This window comes from Kitasatospora sp. NPDC092039, from assembly GCF_044756065.1.
Classification (GTDB): domain Bacteria; phylum Actinomycetota; class Actinomycetes; order Streptomycetales; family Streptomycetaceae; genus Kitasatospora.
Map to the genome: position 1 here is coordinate 541412 of NZ_JBIVSD010000003.1, position 17085 is coordinate 558496.

16 protein-coding genes are annotated in these 17085 nt (G+C 71.3%); 5 read left to right on the forward strand and 11 right to left on the reverse strand.

Features of this window, described 5'->3' with window-relative positions; all coding sequences use genetic code 11:
* Window positions 1–86: 86 nt before the first annotated feature.
* The 3 genes from ACIQI7_RS08770 to ACIQI7_RS08780 all read left to right on the forward strand — a co-directional run bounded on the left by ACIQI7_RS08770 (window position 87) and on the right by ACIQI7_RS08780 (window position 1712).
* Window positions 87–974, forward strand: coding sequence for a restriction endonuclease (locus ACIQI7_RS08770; protein WP_401106489.1), 888 nt, complete (start codon window positions 87–89; stop codon window positions 972–974).
* A gap of 121 nt (window positions 975–1095) precedes the next feature.
* Window positions 1096–1296, forward strand: a complete 201-nt coding sequence (locus ACIQI7_RS08775) for a hypothetical protein (protein ID WP_401106491.1) — start codon at window positions 1096–1098, stop codon at window positions 1294–1296.
* Between the two features lie 191 nt (window positions 1297–1487).
* Entirely contained in the window at window positions 1488–1712 is a 225-nt protein-coding gene (locus tag ACIQI7_RS08780; RefSeq protein ID WP_401106493.1) for a hypothetical protein, read from the forward strand.
* A gap of 168 nt (window positions 1713–1880) precedes the next feature.
* On the opposite strand, the gene ACIQI7_RS08785 is transcribed toward ACIQI7_RS08780, so the two are convergent.
* Window positions 1881–3206 carry a M14 family zinc carboxypeptidase gene (locus ACIQI7_RS08785; protein WP_401106496.1) on the reverse strand — a complete coding sequence of 442 codons (1326 nt, stop codon included), beginning with the start codon at window positions 3204–3206 and terminating at the stop codon, window positions 1881–1883.
* Between the two features lie 314 nt (window positions 3207–3520).
* On the opposite strand from ACIQI7_RS08785, the gene ACIQI7_RS08790 reads away from it, so the two are divergent.
* Together ACIQI7_RS08790 and ACIQI7_RS08795 are read left to right on the forward strand one after the other, a co-directional pair.
* Entirely contained in the window at window positions 3521–4696 is a 1176-nt protein-coding gene (locus ACIQI7_RS08790; protein ID WP_401106498.1) for a HesA/MoeB/ThiF family protein, read from the forward strand.
* 20 nt (window positions 4697–4716) lie between these two features.
* Window positions 4717–5916 carry a hypothetical protein gene (locus tag ACIQI7_RS08795; protein WP_401106501.1) on the forward strand — a complete coding sequence of 400 codons (1200 nt, stop codon included), beginning with the start codon at window positions 4717–4719 and terminating at the stop codon, window positions 5914–5916.
* Window positions 5917–5979: 63 nt separating this feature from the next.
* On the opposite strand, the gene ACIQI7_RS08800 is transcribed toward ACIQI7_RS08795, so the two are convergent.
* The 10 genes from ACIQI7_RS08800 to ACIQI7_RS08845 all read right to left on the reverse strand — a co-directional run bounded on the left by ACIQI7_RS08800 (window position 5980) and on the right by ACIQI7_RS08845 (window position 17059).
* Window positions 5980–6699 (reverse strand): nucleoside phosphorylase, encoded by a 720-nt coding sequence (locus ACIQI7_RS08800; protein WP_401106504.1) that lies wholly within the window; start codon window positions 6697–6699, stop codon window positions 5980–5982.
* A gap of 56 nt (window positions 6700–6755) precedes the next feature.
* Window positions 6756–8549, reverse strand: a complete 1794-nt coding sequence (locus ACIQI7_RS08805; protein WP_401106506.1) for a B12-binding domain-containing radical SAM protein — start codon at window positions 8547–8549, stop codon at window positions 6756–6758.
* A gap of 30 nt (window positions 8550–8579) precedes the next feature.
* Entirely contained in the window at window positions 8580–9779 is a 1200-nt protein-coding gene (locus ACIQI7_RS08810) for a DegT/DnrJ/EryC1/StrS family aminotransferase (RefSeq protein WP_401106508.1), read from the reverse strand.
* Between the two features lie 77 nt (window positions 9780–9856).
* Entirely contained in the window at window positions 9857–10324 is a 468-nt protein-coding gene (locus ACIQI7_RS08815; RefSeq protein ID WP_401106511.1) for an RpiB/LacA/LacB family sugar-phosphate isomerase, read from the reverse strand.
* Window positions 10325–10558: 234 nt separating this feature from the next.
* The gene (locus ACIQI7_RS08820) at window positions 10559–11704 is read right to left on the reverse strand and encodes a DegT/DnrJ/EryC1/StrS family aminotransferase (RefSeq protein WP_401106514.1); all 1146 of its coding nucleotides are present in this window, start codon (window positions 11702–11704) and stop codon (window positions 10559–10561) included.
* The gene (locus ACIQI7_RS08825; protein WP_401106516.1) at window positions 11701–12756 is read right to left on the reverse strand and encodes an NAD-dependent epimerase/dehydratase family protein; all 1056 of its coding nucleotides are present in this window, start codon (window positions 12754–12756) and stop codon (window positions 11701–11703) included. Before ACIQI7_RS08825 ends, ACIQI7_RS08820 begins: the two co-directional genes overlap by 4 nt.
* 39 nt (window positions 12757–12795) lie before the next feature.
* On the reverse strand, window positions 12796–14133 hold the full coding sequence (locus tag ACIQI7_RS08830) for a hypothetical protein (protein ID WP_401106519.1): 1338 nt from the start codon (window positions 14131–14133) through the stop codon (window positions 12796–12798).
* Entirely contained in the window at window positions 14130–14873 is a 744-nt protein-coding gene (locus ACIQI7_RS08835; protein WP_401106522.1) for a hypothetical protein, read from the reverse strand. The genes ACIQI7_RS08830 and ACIQI7_RS08835 overlap by 4 nt, the downstream gene beginning before the upstream one ends.
* Before the next feature lie 16 nt (window positions 14874–14889).
* Window positions 14890–15900, reverse strand: coding sequence for a Gfo/Idh/MocA family protein (locus ACIQI7_RS08840; RefSeq protein WP_401106525.1), 1011 nt, complete (start codon window positions 15898–15900; stop codon window positions 14890–14892).
* Between the two features lie 79 nt (window positions 15901–15979).
* Window positions 15980–17059 (reverse strand): NAD-dependent epimerase/dehydratase family protein, encoded by a 1080-nt coding sequence (locus tag ACIQI7_RS08845; RefSeq protein WP_401106526.1) that lies wholly within the window; start codon window positions 17057–17059, stop codon window positions 15980–15982.
* Window positions 17060–17085 lie beyond the last annotated feature (26 nt).

Genomic DNA, 17085 nt, shown 5'->3' on the forward strand with positions numbered 1-17085 from the left:
CGATTCCCTGGCGGTTGGGTGAAAGCATGATGGATTAGCGTCATGCTCCTATGGCACAGTGGTCACGTTGTCGAGAGGGGGAGTGGATGAACAAGCGCCCAGAGCCTGGCGTCACGGTGGACTCGCGCCGAGACCTGCACGATGCCTTCGGGGGTAACCGCCAAGCCGCCATCTCCATCGCGGGGCAGGCAGGCATGATCCACCTGTTCGCCGACCCCAGCGCGGTCGACAAGTACGGCCTGTCTGAGGGGTGGGGCAACGACGGCTGCTTCCACCTCACTGGCGCTGGGCTTCGCGGCGACCAGAAGATGACCCAGAGTAACCGTGCACTGCTGACGCACAAGGAGGCCGGCCGCGACCTCTACCTGTGGGCGAAGGACCGCGGGGCCTGGACCTGTCTGGGCCAGTTCGAGCTGGACGAGGCCACGCCGTCGTATCTCGCGGATGCCCCCGACGTAGACGGCGCGATGCGCCAAGTGATCGTCTTCCGTCTTCGCCCGGTTGCTGCACTCACCACCCAGGGGCCCAAGCTAGCGGTAACGCCGTCCTCCGAGGTGGTGGTTCGCGCGGTCGACCTTGAGGCGGTGAACTACCGGCACATCGTCGGCGATTCGTTGCTGAGGTCGGAAGTTGAGCTGGTCTCTCTCTATGCCCATCACCTGGCCGCACTTGGCCACAAAGTGGAGCAGCTCAGGATCGTTCCTCCAGGGGAGCGGCAGCTTATGGTCGTCGATCTCTATGACGAGACCGCCAACGTGATCATCGAGTGCAAGATCAACACCACGAGGGGCGCGCTCCGCAACGCGATCGGAGCGCTCACCGACTACCGTCGATTCATCTCCCCGACTCCCCGGCTTGCCGTCCTTGTTCCCGAGAAGCCTCGCCCGGACCTGATCGAGCTTTGCAGCTCGCTCATGATCGAAGTGATCTGGCTCAACGGCGATCAGCGCACCTTCACATCAAGCTTCGACTGAGGTCGGGGCACTGGCCACGCCCGGCCAAGCCCCGACCCCGTCGAGAACGTCGCACGCAGAGTTCTTCAGGCGCTGCGGGTGACGGAACACCTGCCCACTCACGAACAGGAGCCCTTCCAGTATGTCTGAACCCTTGGAGGAGCGGGACACGCCCGTTCGCATCGAGCCGCCCGAGCCGCCCGACAACGTGGTCCGTGCTTGTGTCTACGGCGCCGCCCTGGCGGCCGGCGTACTCCTGGTGATCGCGGGCCACACTACGCCCGTCGAGGCCAGCGGGTACGTGACGCCGCTTCTCGTCGTCTTCGAACGCCGGCGCATGTGAATCGAAGGCCGGGGCACCCGCAGCAGGGTGCCCCGGCTCCCGCGGTCATAGGACACGGCGGCTGCGGGGACGGACCGGCCAGCCGGGTCTCAACGATCAAGTAGTTCCCCAGGGCAGACGTCACGCAATTCCCCAACCTCTCGGTGCGCCAGCTTCGTATCCTGGTGTCATCGTCCGTCGAGGAGGCAGCCGTGATCGCAACACCGGAACGTGTCCGTGGCCGTGAGCTTGCGCCCGACCGGTTGATCTGGCACAAGCCGGCCGGGCCTGTGGTTGAGGACTTCCAAGCAATCGCCTGTAGCGACGAGGAGGGCCTGGTAATGCCCTGGGGTCAGCGTGATGTGCCGCTCGACCTGGACGTGCCGGGCGAGACGTGGTGCGCGGCCTGCCTCGGGATGGCCCAAGCGGGCGAGTAGTCAGGTGAGCGTGTTGTGGCCCAGCAGCTACTTGAGCCTCTCACCCTTCGGGCGCCCCTGTCCCATTTCGTGACCACGAAGCCGCAGAAGTTGGGGAAATCGCTGACCGTTCACACCGGGCTATGGTGGCCGCTGCTGCCACGGAGGTCGACCGGTGGAACTCGGCCGTCATGCCTCGCGCAGGCCGAGCTCCACAGCCGCGAGGACAGTGTTCGCCTGGTGGGCCGCCTGGTGGGCCACCGGGATCCACACGGGCCGGAAACGCTGCTCGTAATCGCCGGTCCACTCCCGCAGCAGGGCATCGAATCGTCCGGCGACCAACGCGGTGCGCGGGTTGTCCGGGCCGAGGGCACGATGCAGCAATGCGGCGGTGCGTACGGGTAGGCGATGGGCCCAGAGTTCAATGCCTTCGAGGCGGGCAGAGGTCATGAGACCGGACTTGAGAAGGCGTTGGCCGCCTGTCTGCGGGTCCCACTGGTCGGCGAGCTGGCGCAGGGCGGTCAGGGGGGTCTGGGCGGCGCGCAGCAAGGGGCTGTCGGTGAGGTGGGGTTTGGCGGTGTGGAGGAGTTCGGTGATCTGGCGGCCGCGGTCGCGGAGCCGGTCGGCGCAGGCGGTGAGATGGGTGCGGGCGTCGGGGACTGTGCGGGTGGAGTCCGGGTGGCTGGCCCAGACGGGGACCTCGATGATGAGGGTGTCGCCGCCGTGGCGCTGCGGGGTGAACCAGGGGGTGGCGCGGACGCCCGTCTCAGTTGCGTCCGATGCGCCGGGAGTGGCCAGCATGCCGGTGGTGCTTTCCTGGCGGTCGATGTCGTCGGGGTCCATGACGAACACGCCCGGGCCGGGTTCCGGAAGCCAGAAGGTGTCGAAGCTGCCGGAGTCGAGGGGGATGCCGAGGTTGTCGGCAGACTTGGCGAAGGGGTCGGCGAGGCCGGGTAGGTCGCGGGTGGCCTGGATGAAGGTGCCGCCGACGTCGGTGGAGTGGAGGGTGAACTGTAGGCGTGGGCGCAGTTCGCCAATCAGGTTCAGGAGGATGCGGCTCTCGGGCAGGTCGATGCCGACGGCCGGGGCCCATTCGGGCTGTTCCTCGGCGGCGGGGCGGAAGAACGTCGCGAAGTACTCGGGCAGGGTCCGGGCGTGGCGGCTGTCCTCGGCGACGTGTGCGCCGTCGGGGTCGAGGCAGAGCAGAAAGTTCCAGGTGACCATCGACTGGAGGGCCGGCTGGGCGAGGGCTCGGTGGGCCAGTTCGAGGACGCTCGCGCGGGCGGAGAACTCGTCGGCGTGGGCGCCGGCGACGACCAGCACCTGGTCATCACCGTGGCCGATGCTCAGGAGCAGCAGCGGGCGGTCGGCACGGGAAGTGCCGAGGGTGCGCACGCGGCACAAACCGGGATGGCGGGCGGCGAGGCGATGCGCGGCGTCAGCGAGTTCGTCCAGCGCGGGGTAGCGGTCGTTGAGTACCGCGGTGCCCGCAGTAGTCGACGTGTCGGTGAACATGGTGGTCCTCCCCGGTGTGCGCCTGTCCTGGTCTTGTCCATGCGAAGGGGCGGCCGTCGGCGTGTGCCGATGGCCGCCCCGGGGCGCGGGCCGGGCGTGCTAGCTACGCCCGGCCCGGCCGGTCGGTCAGCCCCCGCTGGGGCCGCTGACCGCGGTGGTCTTCTTCTTCTCGAGCGGCTTGATCGTGATCTGGTTCATGCCGTCCCCCAATCTCGGTTGAGAAAGATCAGCCGTAGGCGCACGGTTGACTGTACGTCAGTAGGCCATGTTGGTTGTTTTGCGTCAAGCGGTTTCAGGGGGAGGAGCGGTTGTTCATGTTGGTGCGTCCGCGGGTCAAACCTGAGCATTCCGGCTACCGGGCCAAGGACGGGACGGTGCGTCTGGGTAGCGTCGTCTACGGCATCGGGGTGGAGATCGAGGACCCCGACGGGTGGGTCTGGACGCTGGTGGATGCCATGGACGGCACTCGGACGGTCCCCGAACTCGCGGAGCTGGTCTGCGGCGCCCACCCGCAGGTCAGCGTGGCCGACGCTGCCGGAGCGGTCGCGGCGCTGTACGAGGCTGGCCACCTGGAGGACGCCGACGCTCCCGCGCCTGACCTCACGGCGCGCGAGCAGGAGCGGTACAGCCGCGGCGTGCCGCTGCTGCGCTGGCTGGACCGCACGCCAAGGCGCAGCGCCTGGCAGATGCAGGAGGATCTGCGTCGATCCCGGGTTCTGCTGGTGGGGCTAGGCGGGACCGGCGGCTACGCGGCACAGGCCCTGGTCGCCTCCGGGGTCGGGCATCTGCGCTGCGTCGACCCCGACACCGTCGGCCTGTCGAACCTGAACCGGCAGCCGTTGTACAGGGAAAGGGACATCGGCCGATCCAAGGCCGAGGCGGCCGAGGAGGATCTGCGAGCGCTGAACTCCGACGTCGAGGTCACCTGCGAGCGCCGCCTGGTGGAAGGGCCCGGTGACGTCGCGGACCTGCTCGGCTCCGGCGCCGAGCCGTACGACCTGCTGCTGATGTGCGCCGACGAGCCGCCCGAGGTTCGGCGGTGGACTAACCAGGCCTGCCTGGAGTCGGGCACGCGATGGGTCGACGGTGGCTACCGCGGCCCGGTGACCACCGCGGGGGTATACGTGCCCGGGACCGGGGGCTGCTGGGAGTGCGTGCGCACCAGCGAGATCAACCGCCGCGACCTCGGGCTCGCCCCCGGCCAGGACCCCGCCGTCGCCTCACCGCGCAGGCCCTGGAACCCGGTGACGGCCGTCACCGCCGGCATGTCCGGCCTGCTGGTCGCCCACGCCGCGATCACCCTGCTCACCGGAGCACCGCCGCTCGAACCCGGTGTCATGTTCGGGATCAACCTCGGCGCCCTGGACGACCCGGTCCTGCTTCGCTCCCCGCGCCAGCCCGACTGCCCGGCCTGCGGCACCGGCGCGGGCCCAGCGGTCGACGCTGGCGCCATCGCCAGGCAGCGGCCGGACGACCGGACGACCGGATGAGCGCCTCACCAGCGCTCCCGGTGATCACCGGTACCAGCCGTGTGATCTTGCATCAGCTGCGTACACGTCCCACGGGCGACTCGGTGATCGTCGGACGCCTCGAGACCGGCGAGGTCGTTGAACTGCCCCCCTCCGGAGCGAGGGTCATTGAGCACCTCGGCCGGGGCCTCACCGTGGCGGAGACGGCCAGGCTCATCGCTGCCGAGACGGGCGAGGACGTCGACGTCGCCTCCTTCGTCACGGCCTTGACCCAGTTCGGCTTCGTCGCCCGAGTCGACGGCAGCGAGGTGCCGGGGCCCATCCCCCGACGTCCGGCGCTGCCCTGGATCACCCCGCGCCGCGCCGCGTGGTCGCTCAACCCGCTCCTGCCCTGGGCCGTCGCCGCCCTCGCCGGGACCGCGGCCGTCACGATGACCGTCGACCCTTCGCTGGCGCCCGGCTATCAGAGCCTCTTCTGGAGTCCGTACGGCAGCCTCGTGCTGCTCGCAGTCTTCGGCGTCGGCTGGCCCCTGGTCTTCCTACACGAACTCGCCCACCTCGTCACTGCCCGCGCCACTGGCGTTCCCGCTTACCTCGAGCTCGGCACCCGCTTGCAGTTCCTCGTCGCCCAGACCGATATGAGCGGTATCGAACTCGCCCCACGCCGCCACCGCCTCACCGCCTACCTGTCCGGCATGGCCGTCAACCTCATCGCCGCCTGCCTCGCCATTCTCACCGCCGCCACCTTCGAACAAGCCTCTCCCTGGCGCCTGGCACTTCAAGCCCTGGCGCTTCTCGCGCTGCTCCCGCTCGCCTGGCAGTTCCTGATCAACATGCGCACCGACCTCTACTACGTCCTCCAGGACCTCACCGGCTCCGCGGACCTGTATGCCGACGGCCTCTCCTACACCCGACACCTCACCCACCGGGTGCTGCACCCGCGCCAGGACCCACCGCCCACCGACCCCACCCTGGACCTGCCGCCAGGCCAACGCCGCGCCGCCCGCCTCTACAGCGCCGTCCTTATGACGGGAACGACCCTGTGCCTGGCCGCACTGATCTTCATCACCGCACCCGCCGACCTGACCCTGCTGATCCATGCCGTCCGGCAACTCGGCCCCGATCACGGCACCCTCGAACGTCTGGACGGCGCGACCGTGGTTCTCCTGCTGGGCGGCTCGCAGGCACTGTGGGCCCGGACCAAGTGGCGGCAGTGGCGCCGCAGGACTACGAGAACTTGAGGCAGAACGAGCCTGCGCTCCCCAGAGGCGGTTGGTGAACACCTTGAAGCCGCAGCCCGGACCTCAACTGGTTAACGCCACCGTGGCAGCAGCCAGGGCGTTTCTCAGGCCGTTGGTGGTGCCCGGGTGGTCAGTGCGGGGGGTGCGGTGCGCCAGAGAGTCGGCGACGACCAGAGCCACCGCAGCAGCGACGCCCCGGTGCTCGGCCACCGCCAGGACGCCGGCGGCTTCCATGTCGGCCGTCAGCACCCCTTGGGAGGCGTAGGCGCGGACTTCTTCGGCGGTCTCCCGGTAGAGGGCGTCGGTCGTCCACGTCGGACCGGACTGCACCGGGGATCTCGTGTCGGCGAGGTTCGACAGGAGAGTACCGGCGAGGTGGGGCGACGCTGCGACGGTGCGGCTTGGAGGCAGGTAGTGGTGTGACGTGCCTTCGTCGCGGTACGCCTGCTGGGGAACGACGATGGTTCCGGGCAGCAGGCCGGGATGGAGAGCGGCGGCGGTCCCGACGGTGGTGATGCGGCGGATGCCGAGGGCGATGAGTTGTTCGAGCAGGAGGGCGGCCGCGGGCGCGCCGCGGCCGAACCCGGAGCAGAGGACGACGTGTTCGTCGGTGAGGTGGAGGGTTCCGGACGTCCACCGCCCCAGGTCGTGTAGGCGGTGGACGGTACGGGCGTGCTCGATGAGGGAGCTCTGGTAGATCAGGATGGCGCCGGCCGCAGTGGAGAGATCCGCGCCCGGGTCACGGGCGCGGATGTAGGCGGCGTGGTCGGCCGGGTCGGTCACGGACGGCAGGGAGTGCTTGCCGGGGTGTGCCGGGAAGCACAGTGGGGCGGGCTCGGTCACTGCCAGCCCTGCCGGTTGTTGAGGGCCTGGATGAGGGCCTGCTCCGTCGTCGTGTCGACGTCGTTGAGGACGTGCCAGGGCAGCACCGGGTCGTCCATGTGTCGCAGGTGCCGCTCGAAGTCGAGACCATGGGCGGCCAGCGCGTCGAACAGGACGTCTCGGGGCAAGTCGGTGGGGTCCATCCCGTTGTCGTAGAGGTCTTCAAGGACGTGGCCGACCCGGCGGTCGCCCCTGAGGCAGATGGCCTCCAGGTACAGGCGGCTCGTCTCGCCGAACTGCACGCGGTAGTGCTGGTCGAAGTCCTCCTGGCCGACTAGGTCGCGGAGCCGGTCCGTGATCTCGTCCCCGTACCGCTCGACGGCCTTGGGGTCGGCCATGCGCAGGCGCTGGCCCGGCGTGCCCGGCTTGGGCATGAACTGGTGGAGCTTGACGATCACGGCAGCGTCGGGCCGGTCGAGGAGCTCTCGGATCTCCTTGGCGCGGTCGGCGATGGCGAGGTGGTCCTCGGGGCGTTCGCCGGGCGCGCCGACGAGGAAGTACAGCATGACGGTGTTGATGACGGTGCCGCGGCACTGCTCGATGGTCTTGTTGACGCGTTCCGGGCGCATGGTCTTGTCGTAGATGTCGAGGAGTTCCGCAGAGGCGAATTCGGGGGCGATCGTGATGATGCCGCGGGCCTGGGTGAGGTTGAGCTCGGTGAACAGGTGACCGAAGTTGCCGAGTTCGTTGATGTCGCGCAGGTAGTCGGAGGTCATCTCGTCGGCGCGGACGGAGCCGATGATGGTGCTGACCTTGATACCGCGCTCAGCGGCGCGGTCGGAGTAGGCGCGGATCCGGTTGAGGAGTTCTTCGCGCCGCCGGTACTGGGTGAAGGTCGGGGCGGAGATGATGATGCGCTCGACGTTGAGCTCTTCGATGCGGTCCAGGTAGGCCGTGAGGATCTCGATCGGGACCTCGCGGAACGGGGGCACACCGAGGGTGCAGAAGTGGCAGCTGTGCTTGCAGCCGAGCACGGGGATCAGGCCGGCGGCGGTGCCATCGGTGATCGGGTAGGTGAAGTGCGCGTCGTGCAGGTCCCGCAGCTCGAGGAACTGCGTGTGGACGGTGGTCGGCACCGTCGGGGCCTTGGGGCGGACCGCCAGGACTCCGCCGCCGGGCGCGAAGTCGTATTCGTAGAGTGCGGGGACGTACAGGCCGGGGATCCGGGAGATCTGCACGAGCGCATCGTTCTCCGGGGTCCGCGGGTTCGCGTGGAGTGTACGGAGGAGTTCGGCGAGCGACTTCTCGGCCTCGCCCATGGCCACGACGTCGAGGTAGTCGGCGAGCACTTCGGGGTTCGCCAGGCCCGCGTTGCCGCCGACGACCAGCGGGTGGACACCGGGGATTCGATCGGCGCTGCGCCGGGGGATCCCCGCGAGGTCGAGCAGGCGCAGGACGCTGTGGAGGTCCCCGGAGTTGGTGACGGAGACGCCGACGATGTCGGCCTGGTTGACCGGGGCCGCGGACTCGATGGTGCGGTATGGCTCGCCATCGGGGGTGGTGAGACGGTTCCCGTTGCGGACGAGGTTGTCGTACTGGAGGGCGCGTTCGGCGTACGCGGGGATTCCGGCGGTGCGGTTGATGAGGTCGTACAGGCTCATCGGGCCGTTGCACATCAGAGAGTAAGCGTGGCCGTACGGGATGAGGAAGACCACGCGCAGGTCGCCCTCGACGCGGTCGGTGGGGTAGGGGCCGGCGACGACGGTCTCGCTGGCGCGGATGGCGGCGGTTTCCTTGTCGAGCAGGGACATTGGTGGCTCCATCGGTGGCAGGGGCGGTGGTCAGGCGCCGAGGACGTTGGCGACGTGGTCGGTGGCGTCGCGGATCGCCTGGCAGATCTCGGTCTCTTCGTCTTCGCTGATCAGCGGGTGCAGGACGGGGCACAGCAGGCGCGCGGTGAGTTGCTCGGCGCGCGGGCAGCGCTGGCCGACGGTGTGGTCGCTGATGTACTGGTGGCCGTCGTAGGTGACCGGGTCGTTGATGAGGCTGCCGACTCCGTGCTCGGCGGCGAGGGTCTCCATGAGCAGGTCCCGGCCGTGGCCGGCCCAGTGTTCGGGGACGAGCAGGTTGTAGCGGTAGTAGAGGTGCTGGCGGCCGTGGATGGTCGGTGGCAGCACGAGGTTCGGAGTCCCGGCCAGCAGCCGGGTGCGCTGGTGCGCGCGGGCGATGCGGGCGTCGTTCATCTCGTCCAGGCGCCGCAACTGCACGAGGCCGACGGCCGCCTGGGCCTTGGTCAGCATCTGGTTCGTGCCCCACTGGTCTCGCCCGCCGTAGGTGCGCAGCCGGTGCAGGCGGTTGGCGAGGCCCTGGTCGTCGGTGGTGACCATGCCGCCTTGGCCGAGGGTGGTCATCAACTTCTTCGACTCGAAGCTGAAGATCGTGGCCCAGCCCTCGCGGCCCACCGGAGCACCGGAGGGAGCGGTGCCGCCGCAGGCCCGGGCGGCGTCGACGATGACGGCGGCCGGCCCATGGACGGGGTGGGGATGGCGGGCGGCGGCGTCGAGGAAGGGCCGGACGTCGGCGACCTGCCCGTTCCAGTGGGTGAGGACGATGGCGCGGGTGCGCGCTGTGATGCGCTGCTCCGTGTCGACCGGGTCAAGGCTCAAGGAGACGGGGTCGGGTTCAGCGAGGACGAGCGTGCCGCCCTGGTTGGTGATCGGCAGGTGCACGCCGACGAAGTTGACGGCGCAGGAAATGACCTCGTCGCCCGGGCGGAGGTCCAGGGCGCGCAGCACCATCTCCAGCGCGGCGCCGCCGCTGTTGAAGGAGACGGCCGCGGCGGTGCCGACACGGGCGGCGAAGGTGCCCTCGAAGTCGGCGACCTGCGGGCCCTTCCAACCGGTGCGCCACGACGCCGAGTCGGCCATCACCTCCTGGAGCGCAGTGTTCTCGGCGTCGGTGTACCAGCCGCCCTGCCGCGGTTCGATGGGCCAGCGCAGGTTGGTGGTCGTGCGGGGTGCGGTGCGGGCGTCGGTGGGCATGGGGCATCGCTCCAAGAAGGCCGGTACGGTGGCGAGCGGCCAGGTCTCGTGACGGGCGGGGTGAACGCCAGGCGGTGTCAGGTGCGCTGCTCGTAGGCGGTGATGGCGGCGATCCTGAGAGCGGCACTGGCGCCGGGGTCGAAGCGCAGGCCGAGCCACGTGCGGACCAGGCCGACCGCGGTGCCGAGGTCGACGATGGCCTGGCCGAGACACAGGACCTGGGCGTTGTTGAACAGGACGGCGTGCTCGACGCTGTACGGGTCGTGGGCGGTGACCGCCCGTACGCCGCGGACCTTGTTCGCGGCGATGGCCATGCCGAGTCCGGTGTGGCAGATGAGCAACGCGCGGTCGGCGGCGCCGTGGGCGACGAGCTGCCCGGCAGCGAGGGCGACGTCCGGGTAGGAACGCCGGTGCCCGGCGGCGACGTCCGGGATGTCAAGGACCTCGGAGACGAAGGCGTTCGCGGCGAGTTCGACACGCAGAGCGGCCCGGTGGCCGCTGCCGGCCCGGTCCGAACCGAGGGCGATGCGGAGTGGTCCTGGCATGGCGCAGCCTCCCGGGAAGAGCGAGGGAATGGTGGGTGGCCGCGGGAAAGGCGGCGCGTCCACAATCTCCGGGGTACCGGTGGCGCGGGAAGGAGCGAGGGTGCTGCCCTTCCGGTGCTCTGGGCAGCAGCGCGGGAGCAACGGGTCCAGCTCTTCCTGACGCGGTCCGGCTGCGCTACAGCCGCAGCCGAGGCCAGCCGCCGATCTCCTGACGGCCGGCCCCGGGTGGGGCGGTCAGGACCAGAGGGCGTGCAGGGCGTCGATGACGCGCTGCACGTCGTGGGCGGTCATCGCCGGGTAGCAGGGAAGGGACAGCTGCCGGGCCGCGGTGTGCTCGGTGATCGGCAGGTGGTGCGGGGTGTGCCGGTAGGTGGCCAGGCGGTGGACGGGCTGGAAGTGCACGCTGGTGCCGATCCCGGCCTCTCGCAGCGTGGTGGCCACCCGGTCGCGGTCGCGGCCGGGGACGGGGTCGATCAGCACCGGGTAGAGGAACCGGCCATGCTCCACGCCGTCCAGCACGGTCGGCAGCGTCAGGCCCGGCAGCCCCGCCAGGGCCTTGTCGTAGGCGGCGGCGATGGCGGTGCGGGCGGCGGTGAAGTCGGGCAGCTTCTCCCACTGCTTCAGGCCGATCGCGGCGGTGATGTCCGGCATCGTGTACTTCAGGCCGGGCACGGTGACCTCGTAGTCGGCGGTGCTGCGTGTGCCGTGGCGCTGCCACACCGAGGAGTCGATGCCGTGGCGGCCCAGCAGCCGGGCCCGCTGTACGAGGTCAGCGCGGCCGACGAGCATGCCGCCCTCGCCGGTGGTGATGACCTTGTTCGCGTAGAAGGAGAACACGGCGAGGTCTCCGACCGACCCGGCACGCTGGCCGTCGCGCCAGGCGTGAAGGGCATGGGCGGCGTCCTCGATGAGCAGCAGGCCGTGGTCGTCTGCGAGCCTGCGGAACGCCGCCAGGTCGCAGGGCTGGCCGCCGTAGTGCATGACGACGATCGCCCGGGTGCGGGCGGTGATCGCCTCGGCGGCGGCCTGCGGGTCGAGGTTGAGAGTCGCGGGGTCGATCTCGGCGAAGACCGGGACGCCGCCGCTCCGGAGGATCGCGTTCGGGGCGGCGCAGAAGGTGAAGCTCGGCGTGATCACCTCGTCGTCGGGGCGCAGCCCGGCCGCCAGGAGCGCCAGGTGCAGTGCGGCGGTGCAGGAAGACACCGCGAACGCGTCCTGCTGTCCCAGCGCGTCGCGTACCGCCTGCTCGAACGCGGCCGCGTTCGGGCCGGCGGTCAGCCACCCGGAGCGCAGCACCCCGAGTACGGCGGCTTCCTCCTCCTTACCGATCGAGGGCCGGTTCCATGGCAGGAACGGTGCCTTCGCGGCCGGGGCGCTCACCGCGTGCCCCAGGCGGCCCGGTAGCCGGCCCAGTGCTGCTCGCAGTCCCCTCCGTCCCGCCGCCGGACCTTCCCGGCGGCGACGGCGGCGACCAGGCCCTTGTGGTTGTCGTACTGGTCCTGCGTCGGATCGCCGACGACGCCGGCCAGCACCAGGTCGGCGACCTCCCGGGCCCCATCCTTCAACGGCGTCGGGCAGGCGCCGGGCAGCACCTTCTGCAGCTGGGCGAAGGACACCCGGTAGTCGCGGGCGTCGGCCTCGTCGCGTTCCGGGCCGCGGTCGATCACCGCGCCGGGCACCACGCTCGCCACGGCCTCGGCGATGTCGGCGATGGTGTGGTTCTCGGCGTCGCTGCCGACGTTCAGCGCGCCGGTGATGCGCTGCTCCACGACGCCGGCGAGCACCCGGGCGACGTCGCGGACGTGGACGAGGGGGCGGCGCTGCCCGCCGCCGTTGAGGGGGATGCGGCCGGTGGCGGCGGCGGTGGCCGCCATCTTGTTGACCACGGAATCCAGGCGCTGGCGCGGCGAGGATCCGTGTACGGTCGCCAGCCGGAGGCTGGTCAGCGCGGCCTGCTCGCCCAGCTCGCGGGGCAGGTGCTGCTCGGCGAGGACCTTGGTGCGGGCGTAGATGCCGAGCGGGTTGGGGGCGGTGTCCTCGTCCACCGTGCCCTCGTGCATCCCGTACACGCTGCACGAGGAGAAGAACACGAAGTGGCCGGTGCCGGCCCGGCGGGCGGCGTCGGCGGCGATCAGCGGCGAGGCGTAGTTCAGCTCGACCGCGAGCCGCTCGTCGACCTGGCTCGCGGGTTCGCCGACCACGCCGCCCAGGTGCACCACCGCGTCCGCGCCGTCGGCGGCGGAGAGGAGCGCCTGCGGGTCGCGTAGGTCGGCGCGGACGAAGTCAGCTGCACCGGGCAGGAGCCGGGCCGGGTCGTCGCTGGGGCGGTAGATCAGTCCGTCCACCACGGTGACGTGATGGCCGAGGTCGATGAGGTGGCGGGTGGCGGCGGTGCCGATGTAGCCAGCGCCGCCGAGCAGCACGATGCGCATGGGGATGGGTCCTTGATTCGTGAGCGGTCGTGGGTGGAGTCAGTGGGCGGGCTGGAGCGCCGGGTGAGTGGTGTGCGGGGTGAAGGCGGCCTTGCCAAGCGCCGTGCTCTGCAGGTCGGCCAGGCGCGGGTGGAGGGCGGCGGCGATCTGGTCCTGGGGGTGGAGCAGGCCGCGCTCGCAGGTTCGGGCGGTCCAGAGGGTGACGGGGGCGGGGGTGGCGAGGTTGACGCCGATCTCCCCCTTGGGCAGGAAGCCGTTGTACGGGGCGGTGATGCGGCGGCTGTTCCAGTAGGCGTAGACGCCGTGGGCCTTGGCCTGCTCGATCAGGGAGAACAGCTGCGGGTAGCGGGGGTGGGCGCGCAGTTCGCGGAACAGGAGCTGGCCCAGCAACCGGGGGGCGGCTTCGGCGAGGTCATCGAAGTCGGCACCGTGGAAGGTGGCGGTGCGCACGTCCTGGCCGGCGTCCAGGGCGGTGGTGGCGAAAAGGTGGGCGAGGCGGCGGCGCACGTACGCCGGGGCGGCCTCGGCCAGGCCGGGTTCGATCGCACCGATCAGCTCGGCCAGTCGCCGGTGGCCGGGCCGGAACAGCGCCAGGTCGAACAGCCGGTCCATGCTGGGGACGGCGTTGAACGCCAGGCGCTTGTACAGACGGTTGTTCATCTCCCCCAGCTCCGCGCAGGCCCGGCTCTCGGGCGAGGCGGAGTGGAGCATCAGGTACTCCGACAGCACCTCGAAGTACAGGTAGCCGAGGAACGGGAAGCCGGTGATGGCGTGGGAGAGGCGGTCGAGGAACTCGGCCCCGTCGGTGGTGGTGCCGGAGGCGTTGGCGAGCAGCAGGTCGAGGAAGTCGGCGCTGTCGCGCACGCGTCGTACGGCGGCGGCGCGCAGCCGCTCGTCCTCGGCCGCGGTCAGTGCGTACTGGTGCTCGCGGTAGGTATCCAGGTGGATGCCGCCCAAGCGCAGGTAGTCGACGCCCTCGGGCGGGGCGGGCGCGGCCGGGGTGATCTCGATGACGACCACGTCGCGGTGGCCCTTGGTCTCCATGAGGTAGGAGCCGAGGTTGTGTGGGCGTAGTCCGGCGGCGGTGGGGGTCAGCGGCGCGCAGTACAGGGCACCGACCAGGCAGCCGCCAGCGCCGAGGACCTGCCCGCTGGAGCGGATGGCGTCCAGCGCGGCGGTGGTGTGCATCAGGTACAGCGGGCCGCCGCTGGCCAGGGCGTGGAGCTGGGCGTTGCCGCGGCCCATCAGCGCGCCGTTGGGCGTGCCGTGGTGCAGGTGGTGCTGCCAGTCGGCGTCGGTGTCGGCCAGCCCGGCGGGGGCGGGCCGCTGCCGGTAGGCGGTGTGGTCGGTGTGGGCGTACTCCCATTCGGGGTTCACTGCTGCTCCCGGGTCGGGCGGTCGAGGGCGTGGTGCAGGGCGTCGCTGTGGCTGGCGCCGTCCAGACGGGCGTGCTCGCTGTCCAGCACGAGCCGGAAGGCGAGGGCGTGCGCCGCCTTGGGCAGCGGGGTGCGCACGCGGGCGGGGTCGGGCCACCAGCGCAGGGCGGGCAGGCGGTAGCGGTCCAGGGCGTCGGCGGCGGCCAGGAGGTCGGCCACCGTCCGGGCGCGCGGGTCGGCGCAGCGGCGGTGCGGCGGCGTAGCACTGGCGGGCAGGTCGTGCAGGGCGATGGCGGTGGTGGCCGCTGCGAGGAGCTGCCCGGTCAGGTCGGGCAGGCGGAAGAAGGTGGTGACGGCGCCGTGCTGCTCGCTCAGCCATCGGGCCGCGCGCTCGCCGTGGCCGGCGTCGGTGCGGTCGTCCAGCCTTCGGCAGTCGTGGACGGCCGCCGCCACCGCCAGGGCCAGGGTGGCTTCGGCGTCCACGTGGTGCCGGGCGGCGAGGACTTGGGCGAGAACCGAGACGCGGGCGTTGTGCCGCATCCCGTGCAGGCCGTCGGCCAGCGTCGGGTCGGCGAACCAGTCCTCGGCGGGCACCACGACGTGCAGCCCCGGCGGGAGGGCGCTGGCCGGGCCGGACGCGATCGGTGGGCGGTGGGAGGCGATCCACTCCAGGGTGGCCCGGTCCATCACCTGATGGTCGGGCAGGCGCCGCTGGTCGGCGAGCTCGTGCAGGGCAGGCATCGGCAGGGCCTGGTGCTCAGGCGGCGGCGGCGAGCGCGCGGGCGGCGACCGGCGTCGTACGACCGGTGGCGGCGGCCGCGAGGACCGCTTCGGCGGCGGCGACCGCGGCCGCGCCGTCGGCCAGGGTGACCAGGCCGCCGTCGCCGTGGCCGAGCAGCACATCGCGCAGTAGCGCGTGTTGGACGGTGAACGGCGCGGGCCGCTCGGCCACGGGCAGTGCGATCGACGGCCCACTACTCACACCCCGGAAGCCGCCCTGCCCGTCGACGGGGGCGCTGTTGGCGTGCAGGCTCAGCGTGCCGGCGATCGCGTCCGAGATCAGCAGGCCTGCCTCGGTGCGGACCTGCACAGTGCGGGCCTTGTACGAGCTGATCCAGTCGGCGTGGACGCTCAGCAGCGGGCCGCCGCTCAGGCGGGCGGTGGCGGTGACGAGATCCTCGTGCGGACCGGCGACGCGCACGGTGTCGGCGCTCACCGACTCGATGGGCGCTTCGGCCAGCCACGCGCCGAGGTCGAGGTCGTGCACGGCCAGGTCGAGGGTCACCCCGACATCGCGGATCCGCCCCGAGTAGGGGCCCTGGCGGCGGGCGTCGATGTGCCACAGCGCGCCGAACTCCCCGGCGTGGAGCAGGCGGGCGAGTTCCGCCACGGGGGCAGTGTGGCGTTCGGTGTGGCCGACGGCGGCGGGGACGCCGACGGCGTGGAACGCGTCCTCGATGCGCCGGGCGGCGGCCGCGGTGGACGCGAGGGGCTTCTCCACGAGCGCGGGGATGCCGGCGGCGGCGAGCTGGAGCGCGAGGTGTTCGTGGGCGGCAGTCGGCGCGGCGACGACGCAGTAGTCGAGGTCCATGAGCAGCAGGTCCCGCAGGCGGGGGACAGTGCAGTGCCCGGGGAACCGGGTGCGGCGACGCGGGTCCGGGTCGGCCAGGGCGACGAGTTCGACGCCGTCCAGCGCGTCCAGAGTGCGAGCGTGGACGCCTCCCGCCCATCCGAGGCCGACGACTGCGGCCCTCAACTTCCTTGCCATGGCGGTTCCTTCCAGGAGGTAGGAGGTACTGGGCATCGCCGGTCGGGTCCCCGTGGGCCGGCTCGACCGGCGATGGGGATCAGGAACGGACGGGGGCCGCGCCCGACCAGGCGGCCAAGCGGCTCTCGGCGGTTTCGGCGCGCATCCACTCGGGCACGGCCTGGGGGTTGGCGTCGACCCACTCGACGTAGCGGGTGATGCCGTCGGCGACAGTCACCGCAGGCGCCCAGTCCAGCGCGGCGTGCATGAGAGCGGTGTCGGCCCGCCCGCCCCGCGGGTCGCCGGCGGCGGGCGGTGCGATGCGGATCCGGGTGCCGGGGAAGTGCGCGATCACGTGGTCGGCGACGTCGCGCACCGAGGTCTGTACGCCCGTGCCCAGGTTGAGCGCGCGCCCGGCCGCGCCCGGGGCGGTCAGGGCCCGCGTGATCGCCTCGGCCGCGTCGTCGCGGTACAGGAAGTCGCGTACCTGCACGCCGCCGCCGTTGAGCAGCAGCTCCTGACCCAGCACGGCGTACATCGCGAACTGCGCGACCACCCAGGACGCGGCCCCGGGCTTGGGCACCTGGCCGGGCCCGTAGACGGAGAACGGGCGCAGCACGGTGAAGTCGCGGCCGGCGGCTTGCAGCAGCTGGCGGGTGTGCTGCTCGGCCCAGGACTTGGCGCTGGCGTACGGGTTGAGTGGCTGGTGGGGCTGGGTCTCGGTGAACACACGCGGGCGTGTCGAGCCGGCGTCCTCGCCGCCGTGGCCGTACACCTGAGCGGTGGACAGCAGCACGAGGCGGCGCACGCCGGGGGTGTCGGCGACGGCACGCACCACGGTGTCGGTGCCAGCCATATTGGAACGGAACGCGGTCTTCGGCTCGGCAAGGCAGCCCTGGACGGTGGAGTGCGCGGCGGCGTGGACGACGTAATCGGCGTCCGCGACGAGGTGACGTACGAGGGTCTCGTCGCCGACGTCGCCGAGGACCAGGTGCGGGTCGCTGCGGCCGGTGCCCAGGAGGGCGAAGACGGCGGGGTCGTAGGCGGACAGGTCGTCAAGCAGGACGGGGCGGGCCCCGGCGCGCAGCAGGGTGTCACGGACGGCGGTACCGATGAAGCCGGCGCCGCCGGTGACCAAGACGCGCGCACCGGCCAGCGGGCTAGGGACAGGGTGGGCCATGGGACCCTCCTTCGGGATCGGGGGGA

Coding starts and splice junctions, on each gene's coding strand:
- ACIQI7_RS08770 (WP_401106489.1), top strand. CDS start 87: ATGAACAAGCGCCCAGAGCCTGGCGTCACGGTGGACTCGCGCCGAGAC.
- ACIQI7_RS08825 (WP_401106516.1), bottom strand. CDS start 12,756: ATGCGCATCGTGCTGCTCGGCGGCGCTGGCTACATCGGCACCGCCGCC.
- ACIQI7_RS08785 (WP_401106496.1), bottom strand. CDS start 3,206: ATGTTCACCGACACGTCGACTACTGCGGGCACCGCGGTACTCAACGAC.
- ACIQI7_RS08805 (WP_401106506.1), bottom strand. CDS start 8,549: ATGTCCCTGCTCGACAAGGAAACCGCCGCCATCCGCGCCAGCGAGACC.
- ACIQI7_RS08815 (WP_401106511.1), bottom strand. CDS start 10,324: ATGCCAGGACCACTCCGCATCGCCCTCGGTTCGGACCGGGCCGGCAGC.
- ACIQI7_RS08845 (WP_401106526.1), bottom strand. CDS start 17,059: ATGGCCCACCCTGTCCCTAGCCCGCTGGCCGGTGCGCGCGTCTTGGTC.
- ACIQI7_RS08790 (WP_401106498.1), top strand. CDS start 3,521: ATGTTGGTGCGTCCGCGGGTCAAACCTGAGCATTCCGGCTACCGGGCC.
- ACIQI7_RS08840 (WP_401106525.1), bottom strand. CDS start 15,900: ATGGCAAGGAAGTTGAGGGCCGCAGTCGTCGGCCTCGGATGGGCGGGA.
- ACIQI7_RS08835 (WP_401106522.1), bottom strand. CDS start 14,873: ATGCCTGCCCTGCACGAGCTCGCCGACCAGCGGCGCCTGCCCGACCAT.
- ACIQI7_RS08810 (WP_401106508.1), bottom strand. CDS start 9,779: ATGCCCACCGACGCCCGCACCGCACCCCGCACGACCACCAACCTGCGC.
- ACIQI7_RS08775 (WP_401106491.1), top strand. CDS start 1,096: ATGTCTGAACCCTTGGAGGAGCGGGACACGCCCGTTCGCATCGAGCCG.